This is a genomic window from Lacipirellulaceae bacterium (assembly GCA_040218535.1).
In the GTDB taxonomy this organism is placed as follows: domain Bacteria; phylum Planctomycetota; class Planctomycetia; order Pirellulales; family Lacipirellulaceae; genus Adhaeretor.
On sequence record JAVJRG010000010.1, the window covers coordinates 138,602 to 157,274 of the forward strand.

Consider the following 18,673-nt stretch of genomic DNA (forward strand, 5'->3'; position numbering starts at 1 on the left):
CCACCTACGCTCACACACAGAAAGATCGTTTCGATGCCTAGTTGCGTTTTGGCTTATTCCGGCGGCTTGGATACCTCCGTCATTCTTGGTTGGCTGCAGGACGAGGGCTACGACGTCCACGCCGTGTACGTCGATCTCGGTCAGCCTTGCGAGGACCGCGAGGCAATCATGAAGAAGGCCACCGACAACGGCGCAGTCTCCGCGCGGCTGATCGATGCCCGTGAGGAGCTCTGCCGCGACTTCGCGTTTCCCGTGTTGCAATGGCAAGCCAAGTACGAAGGTATCTATTTGCTGGGGACTTCAATTGCCCGACCGTTGATCTCGAAGATCTGCCTCCAAGTCGCGCGTGAAGTTGGCGCAGTTGCCTACGCTCACGGTGCTACCGGGAAGGGGAATGATCAGTGCCGTTTTCAGTTGGCTGCTGAAGCACTCGACCCAAATGTAAAAATCATCGCTCCTTGGCGAATCGAGGAATTTCGTAATAAGTTCCCCGGTCGGACCGAAATGATCGACTACTGCGATGCCAAGAAAATCCCTGTGAAGGCGTCCATCGAAAAGCCGTACAGCTCTGACGAAAACTGCCTGCACATTAGCTACGAGGCCGGCAAGCTGGAAGACCTCACCGTTAATGGAGTCGAAACCGTCGACTTCGGCATGGGTGTCTCGCCACAGGAAGCGCCGGACAAAATCGAAGAAGTCACCATCGGTTTTGAGGCAGGCGTGCCCGTATCGGTCAACGGACAGGCGAAGTCGCCGCTGGAATTGGTCGAAACGCTCAACGAAATCGCTGGACGCAACGGCGTGGGTCGGATTGACATTGTCGAGAACCGTTTCGTCGGCATGAAAAGCCGCGGCGTTTATGAATCGCCGGGCATGACGGCTCTCTACGCCGCCCATCATTGCCTGGAAGAGTTGACGCTCGACCGCGATCTCGTCCACCTCCGCGATCAGCTCGCCCCCGTCGTCGCGGAGATGGTCTACTACGGCTTCTGGTACGTCCCCAAGATGGATGCGTTGCTCGCGTTCATCAAGGAAGCCCAGCAGCCAGTGACCGGCGAAGTAACGCTAGGCCTCTACAAAGGCAACGTGATGATCCACAGCCGCACCAGCCCAAACAGCCTCTACGATGCGGAGATCGCCAGCATGGAAGGCGGCGGCAGCTACGATCAGACCGACGCGGAAGGATTCTTGAGGATCATGGGGCTGCCAAGTCGGGTGGCTGGAACCGTTCGACCTCGAGAATATTGATCGCAACAAAGTCTCGCGCAGAGTCGCAGAGACGCAGAGCTTCAACTTCAATTCTTAGTAGCAATAGAACCTCTCGAATGCGGTGCAAAGACGAATTCCCTCACGGCTTGACCAACTGACCACTGCGCCTCCGCGTCTCTGCGCGAGACAATCATGTATCTCTTAGAGAATCCCGTCCTCCAACGTGAGCTCGTCTCGAACCTCCGCATGACACGGAGCTTCGTCTTGCTGGCGGCTTATGTCGGGCTTTTGGGTCTTCTGGTTTACGCCGCATGGCCGGGCGAGCAGAAGCTCGACCTTGCGCGGCCGGAGAAGGCGCAGGAGTTGGTCAATCTGTTCTTCTTCGGGCAGTACCTTCTCGTCTCCTTGATGACGCCCAGCTTTGCGGCCGGGGCAATTACCGGCGAGAAGGAACGCGAGAGCTTTGAGATGCTGATGGCCTCTCCCATCAAGCCGGGAGCAATCGTCCTGGGCAAACTGGCGGCGTCGCTCACACATTTGGCCATCCTGATGGTGTGCTCACTGCCGATCGTGATGCTCTGCTTGCCGTTGGGTGGTGTTTCGCTCTATGAGGTTTTCGCTGCGTACTTTGCGATGGTTACCTCGGTGGCGCTCTTTGGCATGATCTGCCTCTGGTGCAGCAGCTTCTTCGGTAGGACGAGTGCCGCCCTCGTGGTGAGTTATTTAATCATTCTGCCCTTAGTTATGGTTGGAGTATTGATTTGGCAAGCCTTTCAACAGAACGCTTCCTTGCGACTGCTGATATTCACCACTGTAGCGCCTATCGCATGCGGTTCGGTCGCAGTTCTACTGTGGTACGACATTACACGACGCCTCCTAAGTGCCCAAGACTTGGGAACCGAGGGAAAACAAACGATCGACCTGGAGACTGAAGCCAAGGAAGCCGTCGGGCTCTACATCAATCGCGAAGATTGGCCCGATCGGATGTTTGCTCCACCAAAGCGGACGACTTTTCTGGAAGAGAAGGCCAATCCGATCTACGACAAGGAGATCCGCAGCGAAATATTCAGTCAAGGAACACTCATGCTGCGACTGGTGATCCAGATCAGCATGTTTCTGGCGTTGTTCGTCATGGCGGTCTGCTTGTATCTCTATCCGCAGCATGCGGCTTGGTACATCGCTTACGTCTTGATGTTTAACCTGCTCGTCGGCCCCGTCTTCTCCGCTGGCAGCATTACCAGCGAACGCGAACGACAAACGCTCGACCTCTTGCTGACAACGCTGATCACCCCTTGGCAGATGCTTTGGGGAAAGTTGTTCTCGGGGTTGCGAGTCTCCTCCGTGCTGACAGGTTTTCTGCTCTGGCCGGTCGTTCTCGCGTGTATTCTGCCGAGTGACTACTGGTCGAACCTGCCCACGATGGGCGGGTACCTACTGATTGTCGCGGCGTGTGCGATCACGACGGCAATGGTTGCTCTGTTCTGTTCGACACTGTTCCGCAAGTCGGCAACCGCCCTGATGGCTTCCTACTTGATTCTGGCGACGCTGTTCCTAGCCCCCTCGGCTGCGAATGTGTTCACGGACACTTTTTTGCAGGATAGCGATGCCGACAGGATCGCTGAACTCACCCAGATCACCAGCCCCTTCGCGGCAAGCTTCAACCTACCGCTGAACGTTACCACCAAAGATCGAAGTGGCAAAGAGACGGCAGTCAGCAATGTCGACCGCATCGATGTGCGGATCTTCTGGGGTTACCTCGGGTTTAGTTTGCTGCTCAACGGAGGTTTGCTGCTTGCAATGAGCTGGCTATTTAACGTGCGCTGGCGTGTCTCCGAGTGAGTTCACAGTTACGCCTTGAGGCGGCCCAACGTTTGCCCAATCCCTCACGCTCTATCAAAGCCGCCTGAAGGCGGAACTACAGGCAATCATGATCATCCTACTATCCCCTGCAAAGACACTCGATTTTGAGAATACGGCATCGACCGACGAATCGACGAAACCACATTTCCACTCACAGGCAAATCGCCTGGCGGAAGAAGTCGGTAAGTGTTCGATAGCTGAGCTTTGCAAGCTGATGAGTGTCAGCGAGAACCTTGGAAATCAAGTCCACGGCTTTTTTTCTGAGTGGTCGAACCGATACAACGTGAAGCGAGCCAAGCAAGCAATCTATGCTTTCAGGGGTGATGTCTATCGGGGTTTCGAGGTCGATACCGCCGACGAGGAGACGATCGAGTTCGCTCAACAACACCTGAGGATTCTTTCCGGCCTCTACGGTTTGCTCCGCCCGCTAGATCTCATGCAACCCTACCGCTTAGAGATGGGAACTGATCTCAAGGGAGAACACGGCAAGAACCTCTACGAACATTGGAGGGACTCAATAGCGAAGCTCATTGACGAAACCTTGGATGATCATGGCAATCCATTGCTCATCAATCTCGCTTCGCAAGAGTACTTCACGGCTGCTAAAGCAGGAACGTTCGACTGCGAGTTGGTTACTCCCGTCTTCAAGGAATTCCACAAGGGCAAGTACAAAGTGATGAGCTTTCTCGCTAAAGTTGCCCGTGGCTCGATGGCGCGGTGGATATGCGAAAAGCGTGTTGACACTGTCGCTGGCTTGAGACGTTTCCGAAAAGATGGATATGAGTACAACGCTGACATGTCGAGCGACACGGAACTGGTATTCAGTCGCGAGAAGCGTCCGTAACGCACATTGCGGTTTTAGCGTATGCTCTCTCGCTTGACGTTGGTAGCAGTACTGTGCGATGATCGAAGCTCTAGCGAGTCTTCCGTCCTTCTGAGAGCTAATCATGTCTCAACCGCCGACTGACCCGAAACAGCCGACGCGAGACGAGCTTGACCTATTGCTCTATCAGTCCCGCATCGATCGCCCGGTGCGGATGAAAATCCCCGAGCTCAACCGCGAGGATCGCCCTCGCCATGTGATTTTCGGGCGGCAGTTTAGCGTGGACATGCTGGAGAGCCTCGCTTGCACCGCGGACGAGATTCGGCAAATCTCCAAGAGCCGTGATGGGCAAGATTTCCTCATCAATTTGCTCCACCACAAGCGAGCGATGCTGTACTTCACGCAGCCCTCGACGCGGACGTTCCTCTCCTTCATGTCGGCCTGCCAAATTCTTGGTATTACTTGCAACGAAGTTCGCAATCCGGAGACCTCTTCAGAAACCAAAGGCGAAACACGCTTTGACTCGCTGCGGATGTTCAGTAGTTACTTCGACTTGATCATTATGCGGAGCCCAGTGGCGCGGCTGGCTGAGTCGTGTGCTTACCTGATGAATGACCTGGAACAATCTGGCAACCGCAGTGTCCCGATTATTAACGCTGGTTCGGGAGCTGATCAGCACCCGACGCAGGCGTTGCTCGACATCTACACCTTGCAACGCACGTTTCAATTCATCGACCCGCGTGATTCGCCAGTCGCCAATCGCTTCGATCAGTTGAGCCGTGATTATCCCGATTTGACGAAGGGTCTCTCAAATAAGGTCTACGCCTTCTGCGGTGACATTGGTCGGGGGCGAACTGTTCGATCGCTGGCAACGCTGCTGGCTCACTATGAGAATGTCACGCTCGTGTTTGTGGCTCCCGACCATCCGACCTTGGTACTGCGGGATGATCTGCGACAGCAACTGCTCAGACAGAACGTCAAAACAATTGAGGTCGACTCGTTTGAATCTCCAATCGATGGCAAGCCGCTGATCGAACAGCTTGATGCTCTCTATATGACGCGGATTCAGAGCGAGCACAATAACCCAAAAGATGAAGAAGCGTTCGCAAAGATCAACTTTGATCGCTACAAGCTCACGCCTGATCTCGTGGCACGGATGAAACGCTTTGCCCCAATCCTCCATCCGTTCCCTCGAGACCAACACTTCGGCGAGATTCCGACCGAAATTGACGACGACCCACGGGCGATGTACTTTCGTCAGGCGCGTAACGGGATGTGGTCACGGGCATCTCTTCTGGCACACGTTTTTGGTGTCGAGCATCAGATCACCCGCTTCTTCCGTGATCAGTACAGCGATTGGCACGGGACTGCTGGAGCCGCCGAGGCCAATGTCATTCGATGACAATCTGATTCGATGACAGAACGCATTGCCCCAAGAAACGCGTCATGCCCCTGATTATCGACGGCTACAATCTACTCCACCAAGCGGGTATTTTTGGGCGCGGGCGGGGCGGGAGCAGCCTGCAACGATCGCGGGAAGCATTATTACGGTTTCTAGCCGCGTCGATTGAACCGGCTGAGCTGCTCCGAACGACCATCGTCTTCGACGCCGCCGAAGCGCCGCCAGGTCTGCCACGCACGCTCACGCACGAGGGGATGACCGTGCGTTACGCCTCTGAGTATGAAGATGCCGACGCACTGATCGAAGAGCTGATCGCAGCGCATCATTCCCCCCGATCACTAACAGTCGTCTCTAGCGATCACCGATTGCAGCGAGCCGCCCGAAGACGACGGGCCAACTTCATCGATAGCGATCACTGGTATGCCGGGCTCGTACGCGACCGACAACAGGCTCGTGAGAAGAGCCTCAAGCCGACGGTTTCTAAGCCCACAGGCAAGTTATCTGCAGCAGAGGTGCAGTACTGGCTCGACCTGTTTCTCGTTGAGGAGTTTGATTCTCCAGAGGAAGAGGCGACCAAAGAAGAAGAACGGCCATTGGAGAACCCCTTTCCGCCAGGGTACGCCGACGACTTGTTTGATGATGAATACGACGATGGTTAGCCGCCGAGCTTGCTCGGCGGCTAACTCTTTGGATTATCGGGAAGCCTGACGGTAAAGCTCGTTCCTCCTCCGATCTCGGGCGACTCGACTTCCACCGTTCCACCATGTTCGGTGACGATTCGCCAGCACTTCGACAAACCGAAACCGAGTCCTCGCCCTGCTTCGCGGCCTGAATAGAAAGGCTCGAATAGGTGCTTCCGCACATCAGCGGGGATCCCTGGTCCGTCGTCAGTTACTGTGATTCGTGCCGATCCATCCGCCTGCTCCGCTGACACGGTAACGTTGCCGTCAGTACCAATCGCTTCAATGGCGTTACGAACCAGGGCACTAATTGCCACGGTCAGTTGAGAACGATCCGCGTTTAGAGCAAACGGCTCAGCAATATCTTTGATGGTAATCTCGATTCCCCGCTCTCCACAGACTTCTTGGGACTCCGCATAAGCCCCCTCAAGCATTTCGCTAACATCGAACACTTCATAAACGAGTGCAGGAGGCCGGGCGAAGAGCATCAAGTCAGAAATCATCTCATGCGCACGCAACGCTTGCTGATTGATTGCTTCCAAGGTGCGGCGTTTATCAGGATCGGTTTCATCGCGAAGTAATGCCTGCGCACGTGCTGAGATGTTGGCCAACGGATTGTTGATTTCGTGGCTCGCCCCGTAAGCGAGTTCCTTCATCGCGTCGAGCTTCGCTTGCTCGAGCTGCCTCTCAAACTCTTTTTCATCAGCGTTCATGAGGTCACTGGGATCAGCAGCGCATAAAGAACCCCTAGCTTGCGCTAGGGGCTAGGTGTCTCAGCCTAAGTCGTCTTATCACTCTTAATTTGCGTTCGCCGCTTCGATTTCCAAAAGCTGGCAGACTCTCGCGATTAGTGCATCCACGTCGAATGGCTTCTTCATGAAGTCATTCGCCCCGGCGTCACGGAGCTCTTGGATCTTATCCGCTTCGACCATGCCAGAGATACAGATCACCTTCACTTCGTCCATGCTCTTTTGGCTGCGAACCAAGCGGCAGACCTCTTTGCCGTTGATGTCGGGAAGCATCACATCAAGGACAATCAGGTCCGGAGTGAACTCCTTGATCTGCATCCCCGCGCCGAAGCCGTTGTTGACGCTGCGAACCTCAAAACGGCCATCACGCTCCAGAGCGTCGACGATCAGCTCGACGAGATCTTCGTCGTCGTCGACCACGAGTACCTTGCGTTTGCCGCTATCGAGCGCGTCGGTCGGGATGCCGTTATCACGCATGAACGCATAGAGCTGCTCACGTGGAATGCGGCGGAAGCGGCTGCCAGGGACTCGAAATCCCTTGAGCTGCCCCGAGTCGAAGCAGCGGATGATCGTCTGCTGGCTCACCTTGCAGATTTTCGCTGCTTCGCCAGTAGTAAAAACGGTTTTCATGACGAAACCACCTCTCTCCTTAGTCGATGGTTGGGGGCTGTTATCTGGATGCCGCCAGTGAGTCGTGGGTTTGGTCGCTAGTTACGGTTGTTCGCGAAGGGCTTACAAGAACCCCAGGCATGCGTAAATCCTCAATCTTTCCGGTGTCAACTCAAAGTGGCGAAGCTGTTTAGACGGTAATTTTCACCGGAATCGCCAAAAGCCCCTGAATTGCCAATTGCGGAATTATAACGGGCTGAGAAGCTGCGTCAACATTGGTTCATTTAACCTAAACGAAAGCCAAATATACACTTGTGTCGAATTGATAGCTCAAACCGCGATTTTCTTGATTTCGTCGGCGTCGCTAGCCTAGCGATCTAAGTAGACCATCAACAAGGCAATATCCGCAGGCGTCACGCCACTGATACGGCTGGCCTGCGAGAGATCTGCCGGCTGAATGCGGCTTAGTTTTTCTTTCGCTTCCGCCCGAAGTTGCGGGAGCTTTTGATAGTCGAAGCTGCCAGGGATTCGCTTTTCTGATAGCCTTGCCTGGCGGTCGATCTCGACCTGCTGGCGGGCGATGTAGCCCGCGTATTTGACGTCGTGCAAGACTTGCGTGCTGACTTGCTGGGAGAGCGAACCAAGCTCCGGCAACAGTGCTACGATTTCCTTCCAATCGACGTCCGGACGGCGGAGGTACTTCGCTAGCGGCGCGCCGTCGTGACGGGTGGATTCGAGCAACGCGGTCGCGTGCTGGATTTCTGCTACCTTTTCCTCGAGCTGTTGGTTTCGTTCGCTACTCACGAGCCCCAACTCAGCAGCCAAGGGCGTCAGCCGGCGGTCGGCATTATCTTGACGCAAGAGCAAACGATACTCAGCCCGGCTGGTAAACATCCGGTAAGGTTCATCCACGCCGCAGGTGACGAGGTCATCAATGAGGACGCCGATGTAGGATTGGTCGCGCGTGAGAACCAAGGGATCGCGACCGGCGAGTTTCAGCGCGGCGTTGGCCCCTGCAATGAGGCCTTGTGCGCCGGCCTCCTCGTAGCCGGTCGTGCCGTTGATTTGTCCGGCGAGGAAAAGCCCCTCAGCCAGCTTGGATTCGAGCGTGTTCTTCAACTGGTCGGGAGGAGCGTAGTCGTACTCGACAGCATAGCCGTACCGCATGATCTCCGCCTGTTCGAGCCCAGGAATCAGCCGGAAGATCGCATCCTGGACATCGCGTGGCAAGCTGGTGGAGACACCGTTAACGTAAACTTCGCGGGTGTTTCTTCCCTCGGGTTCTAGGAAGAGCTGGTGCTGCGACTTATCCGCAAAGCGGACAATCTTGTCTTCGATCGAAGGACAATAACGCGGCCCACTGCTGTCAATCTGTCCCGAATACATCGGGGCGCGGGAGAGATTATCGCGGATGATCTGGTGGACTTGCTCGTTCGTATAAGTGATATGGCAAGGAATCTGTTCGACGTTCAATCGCTCATTCAAAAACGAAAACGGCTGAGGATCGTCGTCGCCCGGTTGCAGTTCGGTTTTCGAGTAGTCGATCGTGCGACCATTGAGCCGCGGCGGCGTGCCGGTCTTGAAACGTTCGAGCCGCATGCCCAGACGATGCAGCGCACCGCTGATTCCGCTGCTCGTTCCTTCCCCAGCACGCCCGCCTGCCGTTTTTTCCTCGCCGGTATGCATCAGTGCTTGAAGGAACGTCCCCGTTGTGAGGATCACCGCTTGCGCTTGATACACGGCATCACCACGAACTTTAACGCCAGTGATTCGCTTTTGCCCCTCGACTTTTTCGAAGACCAAGTCCTCGACAGCCTCCTGCCGGAGCGTCAGGTTTTCTTGTTCTTCAACGAGGCGTTTGATCTCGGTCTGGTAAAGCTTCTTATCCGCCTGCGCCCGCGGGCTGTGCATCGCCGGCCCCTTGCGGCGGTTGAGCATGCGGAATTGGATCCCCGTGGCATCGATTGCCTGCCCCATCACTCCGCCGAGCGCGTCGATTTCGCGAACGATCTGCCCCTTGCCGACGCCGCCGATGGCCGGGTTACAACTCATCTGGCCAACGGTGTCGCAGTTGGTGGTCAATAACGCGGTCCGGGCTCCCAGGCGCGCTGCTGCCAATGCAGCCTCGGTCCCGGCGTGGCCGGCTCCGATCACGATGAGGTCGTATTGGTAAGGATCTACAGGCATAGTACCAGCGTAACCGCCAGATTCGCTCACTCCAAGGCAAGCAGAGGGTTTCGCTCGAACTTGGCGATTGGTCGATGCGTAATCACGCTGGGCTCTGGGGCGTGGCTCAGCTAAGATAACTAAAAGAGCTATCCTGAAGAGTTTGCTGCGTTCGTAGGAGGAGAAGTCCGAATCATGACTAACCTAGCAACATTTCTGCTTATTGCGATTACGACTTCAGCTGGCTGCGCTACGGTACCAGCACACGCACAAGGTCGGCTGTTCGGCATCGGCAGCCGCACGATGGGTGGCCGTTTCACCTGGTCGGACGAAGTGATCTACAACGACTGGCGGATTCAGAAGAGTGCTATCGTTGGCCACTACCGACTGATTGATCCGAAGGATCGTCGAGTAACATTCGGCTCGTTCGAGACATGCGAGAACAAGTTCTACGAGATCCTTCGCGACGGAGATATTCCCGAACTTCCCAAGCATGTGGTCATCGTCCTGCACGGCCTTGGAGCAGGTCGCCAGTATATGCAGGGATTGGCCGATCACCTGACCGAGCAAGGCAACTTTGCCACCGTGAACTTCGGCTACCCGTCAACGATGGGCAAGATTGAAGAGCACAGCGACTCGCTGGCAAGTGTTATCCGCCACCTCAACGGCGTCGAGTCAATCGACTTTGTTGCCCACAGCATGGGAAACATCGTCGTCAGACACTACCTACACGACATCGCCCAGTTGCCGGAAGAACAGCGACCGAAGGTGAAGTTTCGCCGCATGGTGATGATCTCGCCACCCAACCACGGTGCAGGAATGGCGACGAGTTGGGCCGATAGCAAACTTGCACAAATGGCAGCGGGAGAACCCCTTGATCAGCTCGCTCCCGATCGCGGCTGGCCCGATCTAGAGAAACAACTGGCGACACCTGGCTTCGAGTTTGGCATTATCGCCGGGGGCACGGGGAACGATGAAGGCTATTTGAGCTCAATCCCTGGCGACGATGACGCGTTATTGAGTCTAGAAACGACCAAGCTTTCTGGTGCCGCTGACTTTGTGCAGGTGAAAGGCCTGCACCAGTTGATGTCTCGCTACAAATCAGTCCGAGGTTTTACTCTTTCGTTCTTACAGAACGGTTACTTCGATACGCTAGAGACCGTCGAACCGATCGACTGATCAGCAAGTTCCAACAGCGGACCAGCTCCTGATTCGGCCTCTTCGCACGTGTCATATTCGTGAGTTGCGGCATCGGGCAGAGTTGATTGTGATTGGCAAGCGGCTTGCTCGCACTGCGGGAAGGCGATGCAGCACATCAGGTTCACCAGTCGCGAGCTCTTCATGTGCGGCTCGATGTAGTGGCTCTTGCCTACGTCACGCGTCATGGTGATTTGGCAAAGCTTGTTGTAGTGCTCGCCCAGCAAATTCGCGTTGATGCCCGTTACGCCGACCGCCTTCCGGCAACGGCTAGAAACGTCAGGCCAGTTCTTAAGCGTCTTGTCCAAGCAGTTACGGGTATTCATCACCTTCTCCGCTGCGACGAATGATTGGCCGTACCGCATCCCTGGGATCATCGCATCGTTGTCATACGCCCCGGAGACTATCGCAAGCCGAAGGTTAGGCCGCTGGACGGGTGCCGACCCTTCCAGCGTTAGGCAGCGGAGGCTTCCGCCGCCGAGATAGTGAGCCGCAACGCTGGCGATGATACCTCCGTAACTGTGGCCACCGAGGGTGACTCGAGAGGAAGTCTGCATCGGCTGAACGAACTTCGCCATGTAGTAGCCCTGGTACTCTGCGTAGACGTATTTGATTTTTAAATTCTTTGAGATGACCTCGCGCGGCCGTAGGATTGGCCGCTTGTAAACGACTTGTGCAGGCCAAGACCAGAAGACGAGCCGCTTCTTACCGGGACAACACTTAAACTTGCACTGCAGCAAGTTCATTTGCTCAAGGGCACCCTTATGCTTCAGCGTATTTCCATGGGCGAAAAATAAGGTTGGCATCGGATTGGCTGCTTCATGGGCGAGGAACGACTCGTGCGTTTCTTCGACCCAGCAGCAGGTCTCCGTGTCGTAACGCTTGATCGAGATCCGCTCGAACCCGCAATCGAGTCCACGGCACTTCGGAAGGCAGCGCGTGTTCACCAGCCACAGCTCCGGCTTGTCGTGGCAGCATTCGATTTTCGTGTAGCAAAGGTCGCAAATATCGCATTGGTCCGGCGTGCAGTAACATCCGGCTTGAGCAATAGGGGCGAAGACCGAGAGAGCAACGGCGAGAGCCAACGTCAACGCAGCGATCGGGAGGTGGCGCGATAACATAACGAACTTCCTTATTCTTTTGCCAGCAGGAGGGAGAGCTGGAGGGAGGGATCCTGTCCGCGCACGATCTTCGTGGAATTATGCAACGGCACTCAAAGCTATCACGCTCGTGGAAGGTATGCCGGGAAGAATCTCAGCTTCCGAGAAGATTTCCAGCGCTGGGAATTGCCAACTTCGTTGTGTTGCAAACCTTCTGATCGTTCGCGGATTCGCTAAAGACTAACGCGGCAACGGTCGCAATAGGTTGGAGATAGGCAGCCGTGTGAAACTGTGCGGTTTGGAACGCTCATGCTACCGCTTCCGCATGTTGACTGCCGATCCAACCGATAACGCCTCCCTAAGCCTTAATTCAGCAAGACTCAAACATCGCCGCGCGTTGCCCGCGAAGCAGGATGCTCCAAATGGCCATTCGTTTGCTATCACTCTGCCTGCTTGTCGTCTTGTTGCCGCTCAAGGAAGCAAGCTCGCAGGAAGTTGAGTATCCGTCAGAGTCCGTCGCGGGCCAGCCACTCTCCAGCGACAGCTTTCAGCCCTACGGAAGCTACGAGACAGTGCTGCGAGGTGAGGGGCTGGGAGGAGAGTCGGCCTGCGGTACATGTTCTGGCAACGGATCGGGATGTGGCCGCTGTGGCTGCAACCCGCAGTACTTCCATTGGATTAAAGGCCCCGGCAACTGCGATCAGTGGTGCGTGGGTCCCCACTGGGAAGTCGAAGCCAGCGGGCTCATGCTCTATCGCGACGATGCCGACTGGGGACGTGTGACTGCCGACGTGGGGATCGCCCCCGAATTTGTGACTCAGTTCGATCATAGTCCTGGTGGTCGCGTGTTTGTGACCGGCTACAACGAGTCAGGCTACGGAATGCAGATCGGGTACGAGGGCGTGAATGCCTGGAACGCGCGGGCTGAGTTCGACTTGGGCGGTGCGACTCGCTCGTTCGACTACCAAACCTCGTTAAACTCGATCGAGATCAACTTCCTGACGCAGCGTCCCTCGACTTGGAAATTCTTCGCAGGGTTTCGCTATGTCGAACTCGACGAAGACTTTCGTGACTTCACGGCCAACAACATCGCCATCCCCGCCCCAGCCGACCCACCCGCGGCACCGTTCGCCACGATCGATAACGGACAAGACTTCATTCTTGAGAACCGCCTCATCGGTTTTCAACTTGGCGGACTGCGAGACACATGGCAAGTCAGCAGGCGCTTCTCGATCGAACCGTTCGCAAATGCCGGGATCTATTGCAACAAATTCAAACGAGCAGACGTGGCACGAACGGTGACCATTGTCACCGCGGGAGACGACCTGGCCACGCCCGGCGTGAACGAGTTCTCACAAACAAGCAGCGAAAATCGCTCGACCACACGTCGCGACTTCACCGAAGCGGCCTTCCTGGGCGAGGCGGGCGTTAGTGCCAGTTGGCGGATCAACAACTGCGTGGCACTCACCAGCGGTTACCAGATTCTTGTGCTCGACGGTGTCGGGGAAGCGCTAGCTTCTTCATTCACCCCAGGATTCGCCGGCACAACGCAGGTTTATCATGGATTGCAATTTGGCCTAGAGTATCGCCGCTAGTTTCTCTAGCAGCGCATCAACTTGCGCATCATTGCCTACCGTGATGCGGATTCCCTTACCCCAGTCAGGGTACTGCATGTAGCGGACGAGGATTTTCTCCGCCTTGAGCTGCTCATATAAATCGCTTGCCGTCTTCGCCGGGTGATTACACCAAATGAAGTTCGCTTGCGAGTCCACGCACTCAAAGCCAAGCTCTTTTAATGCAGCGAGCATACGCTTCCGAGTAGTAAGGACCGTCGAACGCATCTCGTCGAACCAGCCTCGATCACTCATCGCGGCAGTCGCCCCGGCAATGGAGAGTGCGTCACAGTTATAGGAATCTTTCACTTTGGCCAGCTGCTCGATGACGCTTGGCTGAGCGACCGCGTAGCCGAAGCGCAGCCCGGCGAGCGAATACGACTTGCTCATTGTGCGAGTGACGATAATGTTCTCATTCTCCGCGGGGAGGCCCAAGCAATTCGTATCGGCGAAATCGACGTAAGCTTCGTCAACGACCAAAGGGCAGGGCAGGGCGGTAGCGATTTCCAGGACTTCTTCGAGGGGAAGCATCGTTCCTGAAGGGCTGTTGGGATTGGCAAGGAACGCAAGCTTCAGGCCTTCACGGGCTGCAGTAAAGCTCTCTGGCATACTCCAATCCGGGTTGAACTTCACGCGATCACAAACCGCACCCTGGATCTCAGCCAACGTGTCGTAGAGAACGTAGCTAGGCAGCGGAAAGCGGACCGTGTCGCCAGGATCAACATAAGCGCGGGTGATGATCGTCAGCAGATCGTCGCTCCCGTTGCCGCAGAGAATCCAATCGGGCGTAATCGCCGGGCACTCGGCCTGTAGAATCTCAGCCGCTTGCTTGCGAAAATCCCTTGCCGTAGGCTCGGGATACTTTTGTAGCCCCATTTGGCAAACCCGCCCGATGGCCGCCTTCACTTTAGGCGAACACTGATACGGGTTTTCGTTCGTATTGAGCTTAATAAACTCGTCCTCTTGGGGTTGCTCCCCCGGGACGTAGCCTTGCATCGCAGCGATGTTGGGTTTGACCGGCATGTTTTATTTATCGGCTATGGGCTAATGGCTGTTGGCTGTTTAGCCGCCGAGCTTGCTCGGCGCTTGTTGGCAGCGAAAGTCTAGCGCCGAGCAAGCTCGGCGGCTAAACTTTTTTCTCGGAACGCAAACGTACTGCCACACTCTCAGCGTGAGCGGTGAGTCCTTCCTTAGCGGCAAGAGTTTGAACGTCCTTCGCCACTCCAGAGAGGCTCTCCTTCTGAAAATGAATCACGCTATTAGTGCGGAGGAAATCGTTGCTCGACAGCCCGCTGGCAAACCGTGCAGTGGCCCCGGTCGGTAACACGTGGGAAGGCCCAGCGGCGTAATCACCGACGGCCACGGGTGAGTAGGGCCCGACGAAGACGGCCCCGGCATAGCGAATCTCGGCGAGCAAGTCTTCCGCGTCGTCGCACTGCACGTGCAAGTGCTCGGTCGCCAGTTCGTTGGCTAGCTCGACCGCTTCAGCACGGTCTTGGACGGTGATCAGGGCACCGAACGACTCCAGCGCCTGCTGGGCCAACTCGCCTCGCTCTAAAGTTTGACGCTGGCGATTGAGTTCGGTCATGGCTTCGTCCACCAATGGCGCATGCCATGTGATCAAGACACTGGAACCGGGCGAGTGTTCCGCCTGAGCCAACAGATCGGCAGCGACAAAATCAGCGCGTGCCGTCTCATCAGCAATCACGATCACCTCGCTGGGACCGGCGATTGAATCGATATCGACCTCGCCGAACACATGCTTCTTTGCCAAGGCGACGAACAGATTTCCCGGTCCGACAATTTTATCGACGGCTGGGACACCCTCGACGCCGTAAGCAAGCGCGGCGACCGCCTGGGCTCCGCCCATGCGGTAGACTTCCGTGATGCCTAGCTCGTGACAGGTCGCCAGCAAATCCTCGTTGTAGGAGCCGAACTCCGTTGGCGGGGCCACGACGGCGATTTCTTCAACCCCGGCTGCCTGAGCTGGCAAGGCCGTCATCAACACGGTCGAAGGATACGCAGCAGCACCCCCAGGGACACAGATACCAATCCGTTTCAGCGGCTGATAGCGTTGCGTGAGATACCCGCCGCCGGCGACGTTGATCGTGACGTCGGTGTGAAGGATCGCTTCTTGGAACTCAAGCACGCGTTCGCTGATTCGCTTCACCGCGGCCAGAAGTTCAGGATCTGCCGCCCGGTGGGCCGCTTCGAGCGCTTCGCTGGGAACTCGCAACTGGTCGGCGGACAGTTCTTTGCCATCAAGCTTTTGGGAGTACTCCAAGACGGCCTCAATCCCGTGGTTGCGCACGTCGCCGCAGATACGCTCCACGACCTGAACGGGCGAGAGTGGCTCGCCGAACACGTCGATCGTCTTTTGCCTTCCCGCCTCGCTGACAACGTTGCCCTCAGGCGCGAGTTTCGCCCGCAGTTCCGCAATCTGCCCTCGGGCAGTCGGCTCGCTGGTGTCGATCCGTTCGATGTTCATAGGTTGCTTTTAGCTAGAAGCCGTTCAACAGACCTCTTTATCGTAGCCCGAAGCGTAAGCGAGGGGCCACGCCAAAAGGATTTTCCCCTCGCTCACGCTTCGGGTTACGATTTAGTAGTACCACTTCTAGGCAGATAGAGTAATTGCACTAAGTTACCAGTAACCTACTTGGATTCGACAGGAATCTCTAGCCTCTCGCCCCTAACCCCTCGCCCCTAAGTCCATGATTGATCTTCGCAGCGATACCGTCACCAAACCGACCGCAGCCATGCGAGCTGCCATCACCGCTGCTGAGGTGGGGGACGACATGTTTGGCGAGGATCCGACCGTCGAGAAGCTCGAGCAAACGATCGCCCAGCGGCTCGGTAAAGAAAGAGCCCTGTTCGTGCCCTCAGGTTCGATGGGAAACCTACTGGGGATCCGCACGCACTGCGGCCCCGGCGATGAGTTCCTCTGCGAGCAGACCTGCCACATCATCAAGTATGAACAAGCCTCGTATGCCCAGCTTTGGGGAGTGGCCGCCCACACAATTACTGGTGAGCGGGGCGTCCTGCATCTGGATCAAGTGCAGGACCGGATCCGGCACGTTGACATGCATTGCCCCCAAACCAAATTGATCTGCTTGGAGAACACCCACAACTACGGCGGCGGTTCAATCCAACCGCTTGAGGTCGTTGGACAACTCTGCAACTGGGCCGCGGAACACGGACTAAAGCGGCATCTCGACGGGGCTCGCCTGTTCAATGCGGTGGTCGTGACCGGAATCCCAGCGAGCGATTGGGCCCAGCACTTCGACACAGTCAGCGTCTGCTTTAGTAAAGGGCTAGGAGCACCGGTCGGCTCGGCCCTCTGCGGCACGGCCGAACAGATCAAACGTGCTCGCTGGCACCGCAAAGCGCTCGGCGGGGCAATGCGACAGGCGGGCGTTCTGGCTGCGGCGGCGTTGTACGCTTTGGAGAACCATGTTGATCGACTGGCTGAGGACCACGCGAATGCACAGACGCTTGCACGAGCCATCGAAGAGATTGACGGGCTATCACTCGCGGGGCCTGTGGAGACGAATCTCGTTTACTTCAATGTAGAAGAACGAATCGGCACCGCCGAGCAATTTAGCAAACGCCTTGCTGAAAATGGCGTCGCGATGTTTGACGTGGCTCCGCAGAAGCTGCGAGCGGTTACGCATCTTGATGTCAACTCAGAGCAAATCGATAGTGTCCGCGAGACGCTTCACCGAATTTCTGGCCACGGATCGCACGGATGACACGGATCAAAAATCAATCCGTGAAATCCGTGTCATCCGTGGCCTAATACTCAACGCTGCGTCTGTTTCAAGTCACCCCACCCAGCGTCTCCGCCTTCGCCACGCGTTGAATACCTAGCATGAAGGCTGCCGTCCGGAGGCTCACTTTGTGCTGGCTGGCGAGGTCCCAGGTGCTTTCGAACGCTTGGGAGAGGACGCGGTCGAGCTCGCCTCGCACTCGGTCCAGAGACCAAGTGTAATACTGGCGGTTCTGCACCCATTCGAAGTAACTGGCTGTCACACCGCCGGCGTTGGCAAGGATGTCGGGCAGGACGTGGACTTCTCGTTCATCGAGAATCTTGTCGGCGGCTGGTGTCACCGGAGCGTTGGCTGCTTCAATGATGATCGGTGCTTTAATGTTGGCGGCGTTGTCTTCGTCGATCACTCCGCCCAAAGCGGCGGGGATGAGGACGTCGACATTTAGCTCTAGCAATTCTTCATTCGTGATTTTTTCCGCACCCTCGTAGCCGGCAAGAGAGCGTTCGTGCAAATTCGAGTAGCGAATCGCGTGGAGAATGTCGACGCCGTCCTCGCAGTAGTAAGCACCGCTGACGTCGCTGATGGCGACGACCTTCGCGTCCGCTTCGCTTAAGAACTTGGCGGCATGCAAGCCGACGTTACCGAAACCTTGAATGGCAATCGTACTGCCTACGGGACTACGACCGAGACGCTTGAGTAGTTTGAGCGTGAGGATGCCAACGCCGCGTCCTGTGGCTTCTTCACGACCGCGCACTCCGTAAAGCTCAACAGGCTTGCCGGTGACCACCCCCGGATTGAAGCCGTGGTACTTTCCGTACTGGTTCATGATCCAGGCCATGGTTTCCGCGTTGCTGCCCATGTCGGGGGCAGGGATGTCCGTGTCAGGACCGATCACGTCGTGGATTGCGTCGATGAATTTTCGCGTGACGCGTTCCAGCTCAACGTTGCTGAACTCACGCGGCTTAATCGCGATGCCACCTTTCGCACCGCCGTAAGGAATGTCTACAACGGCTGTCTTCCACGTCATCAGAGAAGCCAGAGCGCGGACTTCATCGAGATCGACTTCGTGATGGTAACGCAAACCGCCCTTCATCGGCCCGCGGGCGTCGTTGTGCTGGACGCGGAAGCCGATGAACGTATCAACCATCCCGTTGTCGCGCTCGACGGTCACCTGGACGCGGACTTCTCGATTGGGCGTTAGCAGCACGGTCCGCATGCTTTCAGCCATGTCGAGTTGATCGGCTGCTTTGTTGAAATACTGCTGAACGGCGTCGGAGGCTTGCATGGGTGGCTCTCTACGGACAATGCCTAGAATGAGTAGCGGGTGGCTGGGAACAGCTTGAGGCTGCCCCCAGCGGCCTGTTGTTCGGTATTAGAACTGGGTAAGAGACAGAACTGGGGGCTCGCTCAACTCGTCCCCAGCCACCCAATAACATTCTATGACTGCTGCTAGTGGGAATTCTGAATGCGTGGATAATAGAGTTTCACGGCAATGGCG

15 protein-coding genes are annotated in these 18,673 nt (G+C 56.4%); 8 read left to right on the top strand and 7 right to left on the bottom strand.

What is annotated here, in order from left to right; translation table 11 throughout:
* Positions 1-33 precede the first annotated feature (33 nt).
* The 5 genes from RIB44_12685 to RIB44_12705 all read left to right on the top strand — a co-directional run bounded on the left by RIB44_12685 (position 34) and on the right by RIB44_12705 (position 5,953).
* The gene (locus tag RIB44_12685; GenBank protein MEQ8617422.1) at positions 34-1,248 is read left to right on the top strand and encodes an argininosuccinate synthase; all 1,215 of its coding nucleotides are present in this window, start codon (positions 34-36) and stop codon (positions 1,246-1,248) included.
* Positions 1,249-1,401: 153 nt separating this feature from the next.
* Positions 1,402-3,048 (top strand): ABC transporter permease subunit, encoded by a 1,647-nt coding sequence (locus RIB44_12690; GenBank protein ID MEQ8617423.1) that lies wholly within the window; start codon positions 1,402-1,404, stop codon positions 3,046-3,048.
* An 88-nt stretch (positions 3,049-3,136) separates the two neighbouring features.
* Positions 3,137-3,913, top strand: a complete 777-nt coding sequence (yaaA, locus tag RIB44_12695) for a peroxide stress protein YaaA (protein MEQ8617424.1) — start codon at positions 3,137-3,139, stop codon at positions 3,911-3,913.
* Positions 3,914-4,016: 103 nt separating this feature from the next.
* A complete protein-coding gene (locus RIB44_12700; protein MEQ8617425.1) occupies positions 4,017-5,294 on the top strand; it encodes a hypothetical protein in 1,278 nt (425 codons plus the stop codon).
* A gap of 44 nt (positions 5,295-5,338) precedes the next feature.
* Entirely contained in the window at positions 5,339-5,953 is a 615-nt protein-coding gene (locus RIB44_12705) for an NYN domain-containing protein (protein ID MEQ8617426.1), read from the top strand.
* A gap of 20 nt (positions 5,954-5,973) precedes the next feature.
* Here the strand turns inward: RIB44_12705 and RIB44_12710 are convergent, their stop codons facing one another.
* The 3 genes from RIB44_12710 to mnmG form a co-directional block, all read right to left on the bottom strand.
* The gene (locus tag RIB44_12710) at positions 5,974-6,687 is read right to left on the bottom strand and encodes a HAMP domain-containing sensor histidine kinase (GenBank protein MEQ8617427.1); all 714 of its coding nucleotides are present in this window, start codon (positions 6,685-6,687) and stop codon (positions 5,974-5,976) included.
* 84 nt (positions 6,688-6,771) lie between these two features.
* The gene (locus RIB44_12715) at positions 6,772-7,353 is read right to left on the bottom strand and encodes a response regulator (protein ID MEQ8617428.1); all 582 of its coding nucleotides are present in this window, start codon (positions 7,351-7,353) and stop codon (positions 6,772-6,774) included.
* A gap of 348 nt (positions 7,354-7,701) precedes the next feature.
* Entirely contained in the window at positions 7,702-9,519 is a 1,818-nt protein-coding gene (gene mnmG / locus RIB44_12720) for a tRNA uridine-5-carboxymethylaminomethyl(34) synthesis enzyme MnmG (protein MEQ8617429.1), read from the bottom strand.
* Between the two features lie 174 nt (positions 9,520-9,693).
* Between mnmG and RIB44_12725 the strand changes: the two genes are divergently transcribed.
* The gene (locus RIB44_12725; GenBank protein ID MEQ8617430.1) at positions 9,694-10,677 is read left to right on the top strand and encodes an alpha/beta hydrolase; all 984 of its coding nucleotides are present in this window, start codon (positions 9,694-9,696) and stop codon (positions 10,675-10,677) included.
* On the opposite strand, the gene RIB44_12730 is transcribed toward RIB44_12725, so the two are convergent.
* Positions 10,638-11,816 (bottom strand): hypothetical protein, encoded by a 1,179-nt coding sequence (locus RIB44_12730; protein MEQ8617431.1) that lies wholly within the window; start codon positions 11,814-11,816, stop codon positions 10,638-10,640. The two genes, RIB44_12725 and RIB44_12730, sit on opposite strands and share 40 nt — an antisense overlap.
* Before the next feature lie 401 nt (positions 11,817-12,217).
* On the opposite strand from RIB44_12730, the gene RIB44_12735 reads away from it, so the two are divergent.
* Positions 12,218-13,390 carry a BBP7 family outer membrane beta-barrel protein gene (locus tag RIB44_12735; GenBank protein MEQ8617432.1) on the top strand — a complete coding sequence of 391 codons (1,173 nt, stop codon included), beginning with the start codon at positions 12,218-12,220 and terminating at the stop codon, positions 13,388-13,390.
* Here the strand turns inward: RIB44_12735 and hisC are convergent.
* A complete protein-coding gene (gene hisC, locus RIB44_12740) occupies positions 13,373-14,431 on the bottom strand; it encodes a histidinol-phosphate transaminase (protein ID MEQ8617433.1) in 1,059 nt (352 codons plus the stop codon). The two genes, RIB44_12735 and hisC, sit on opposite strands and share 18 nt — an antisense overlap.
* Before the next feature lie 103 nt (positions 14,432-14,534).
* Entirely contained in the window at positions 14,535-15,896 is a 1,362-nt protein-coding gene (gene hisD / locus RIB44_12745) for a histidinol dehydrogenase (protein ID MEQ8617434.1), read from the bottom strand.
* Positions 15,897-16,119: 223 nt separating this feature from the next.
* Between hisD and RIB44_12750 the strand changes: the two genes are divergently transcribed.
* Positions 16,120-17,157 carry a GntG family PLP-dependent aldolase gene (locus RIB44_12750; protein ID MEQ8617435.1) on the top strand — a complete coding sequence of 346 codons (1,038 nt, stop codon included), beginning with the start codon at positions 16,120-16,122 and terminating at the stop codon, positions 17,155-17,157.
* A gap of 67 nt (positions 17,158-17,224) precedes the next feature.
* On the opposite strand, the gene RIB44_12755 is transcribed toward RIB44_12750, so the two are convergent.
* On the bottom strand, positions 17,225-18,460 hold the full coding sequence (locus tag RIB44_12755; GenBank protein ID MEQ8617436.1) for a Glu/Leu/Phe/Val dehydrogenase dimerization domain-containing protein: 1,236 nt from the start codon (positions 18,458-18,460) through the stop codon (positions 17,225-17,227).
* Positions 18,461-18,673 lie beyond the last annotated feature (213 nt).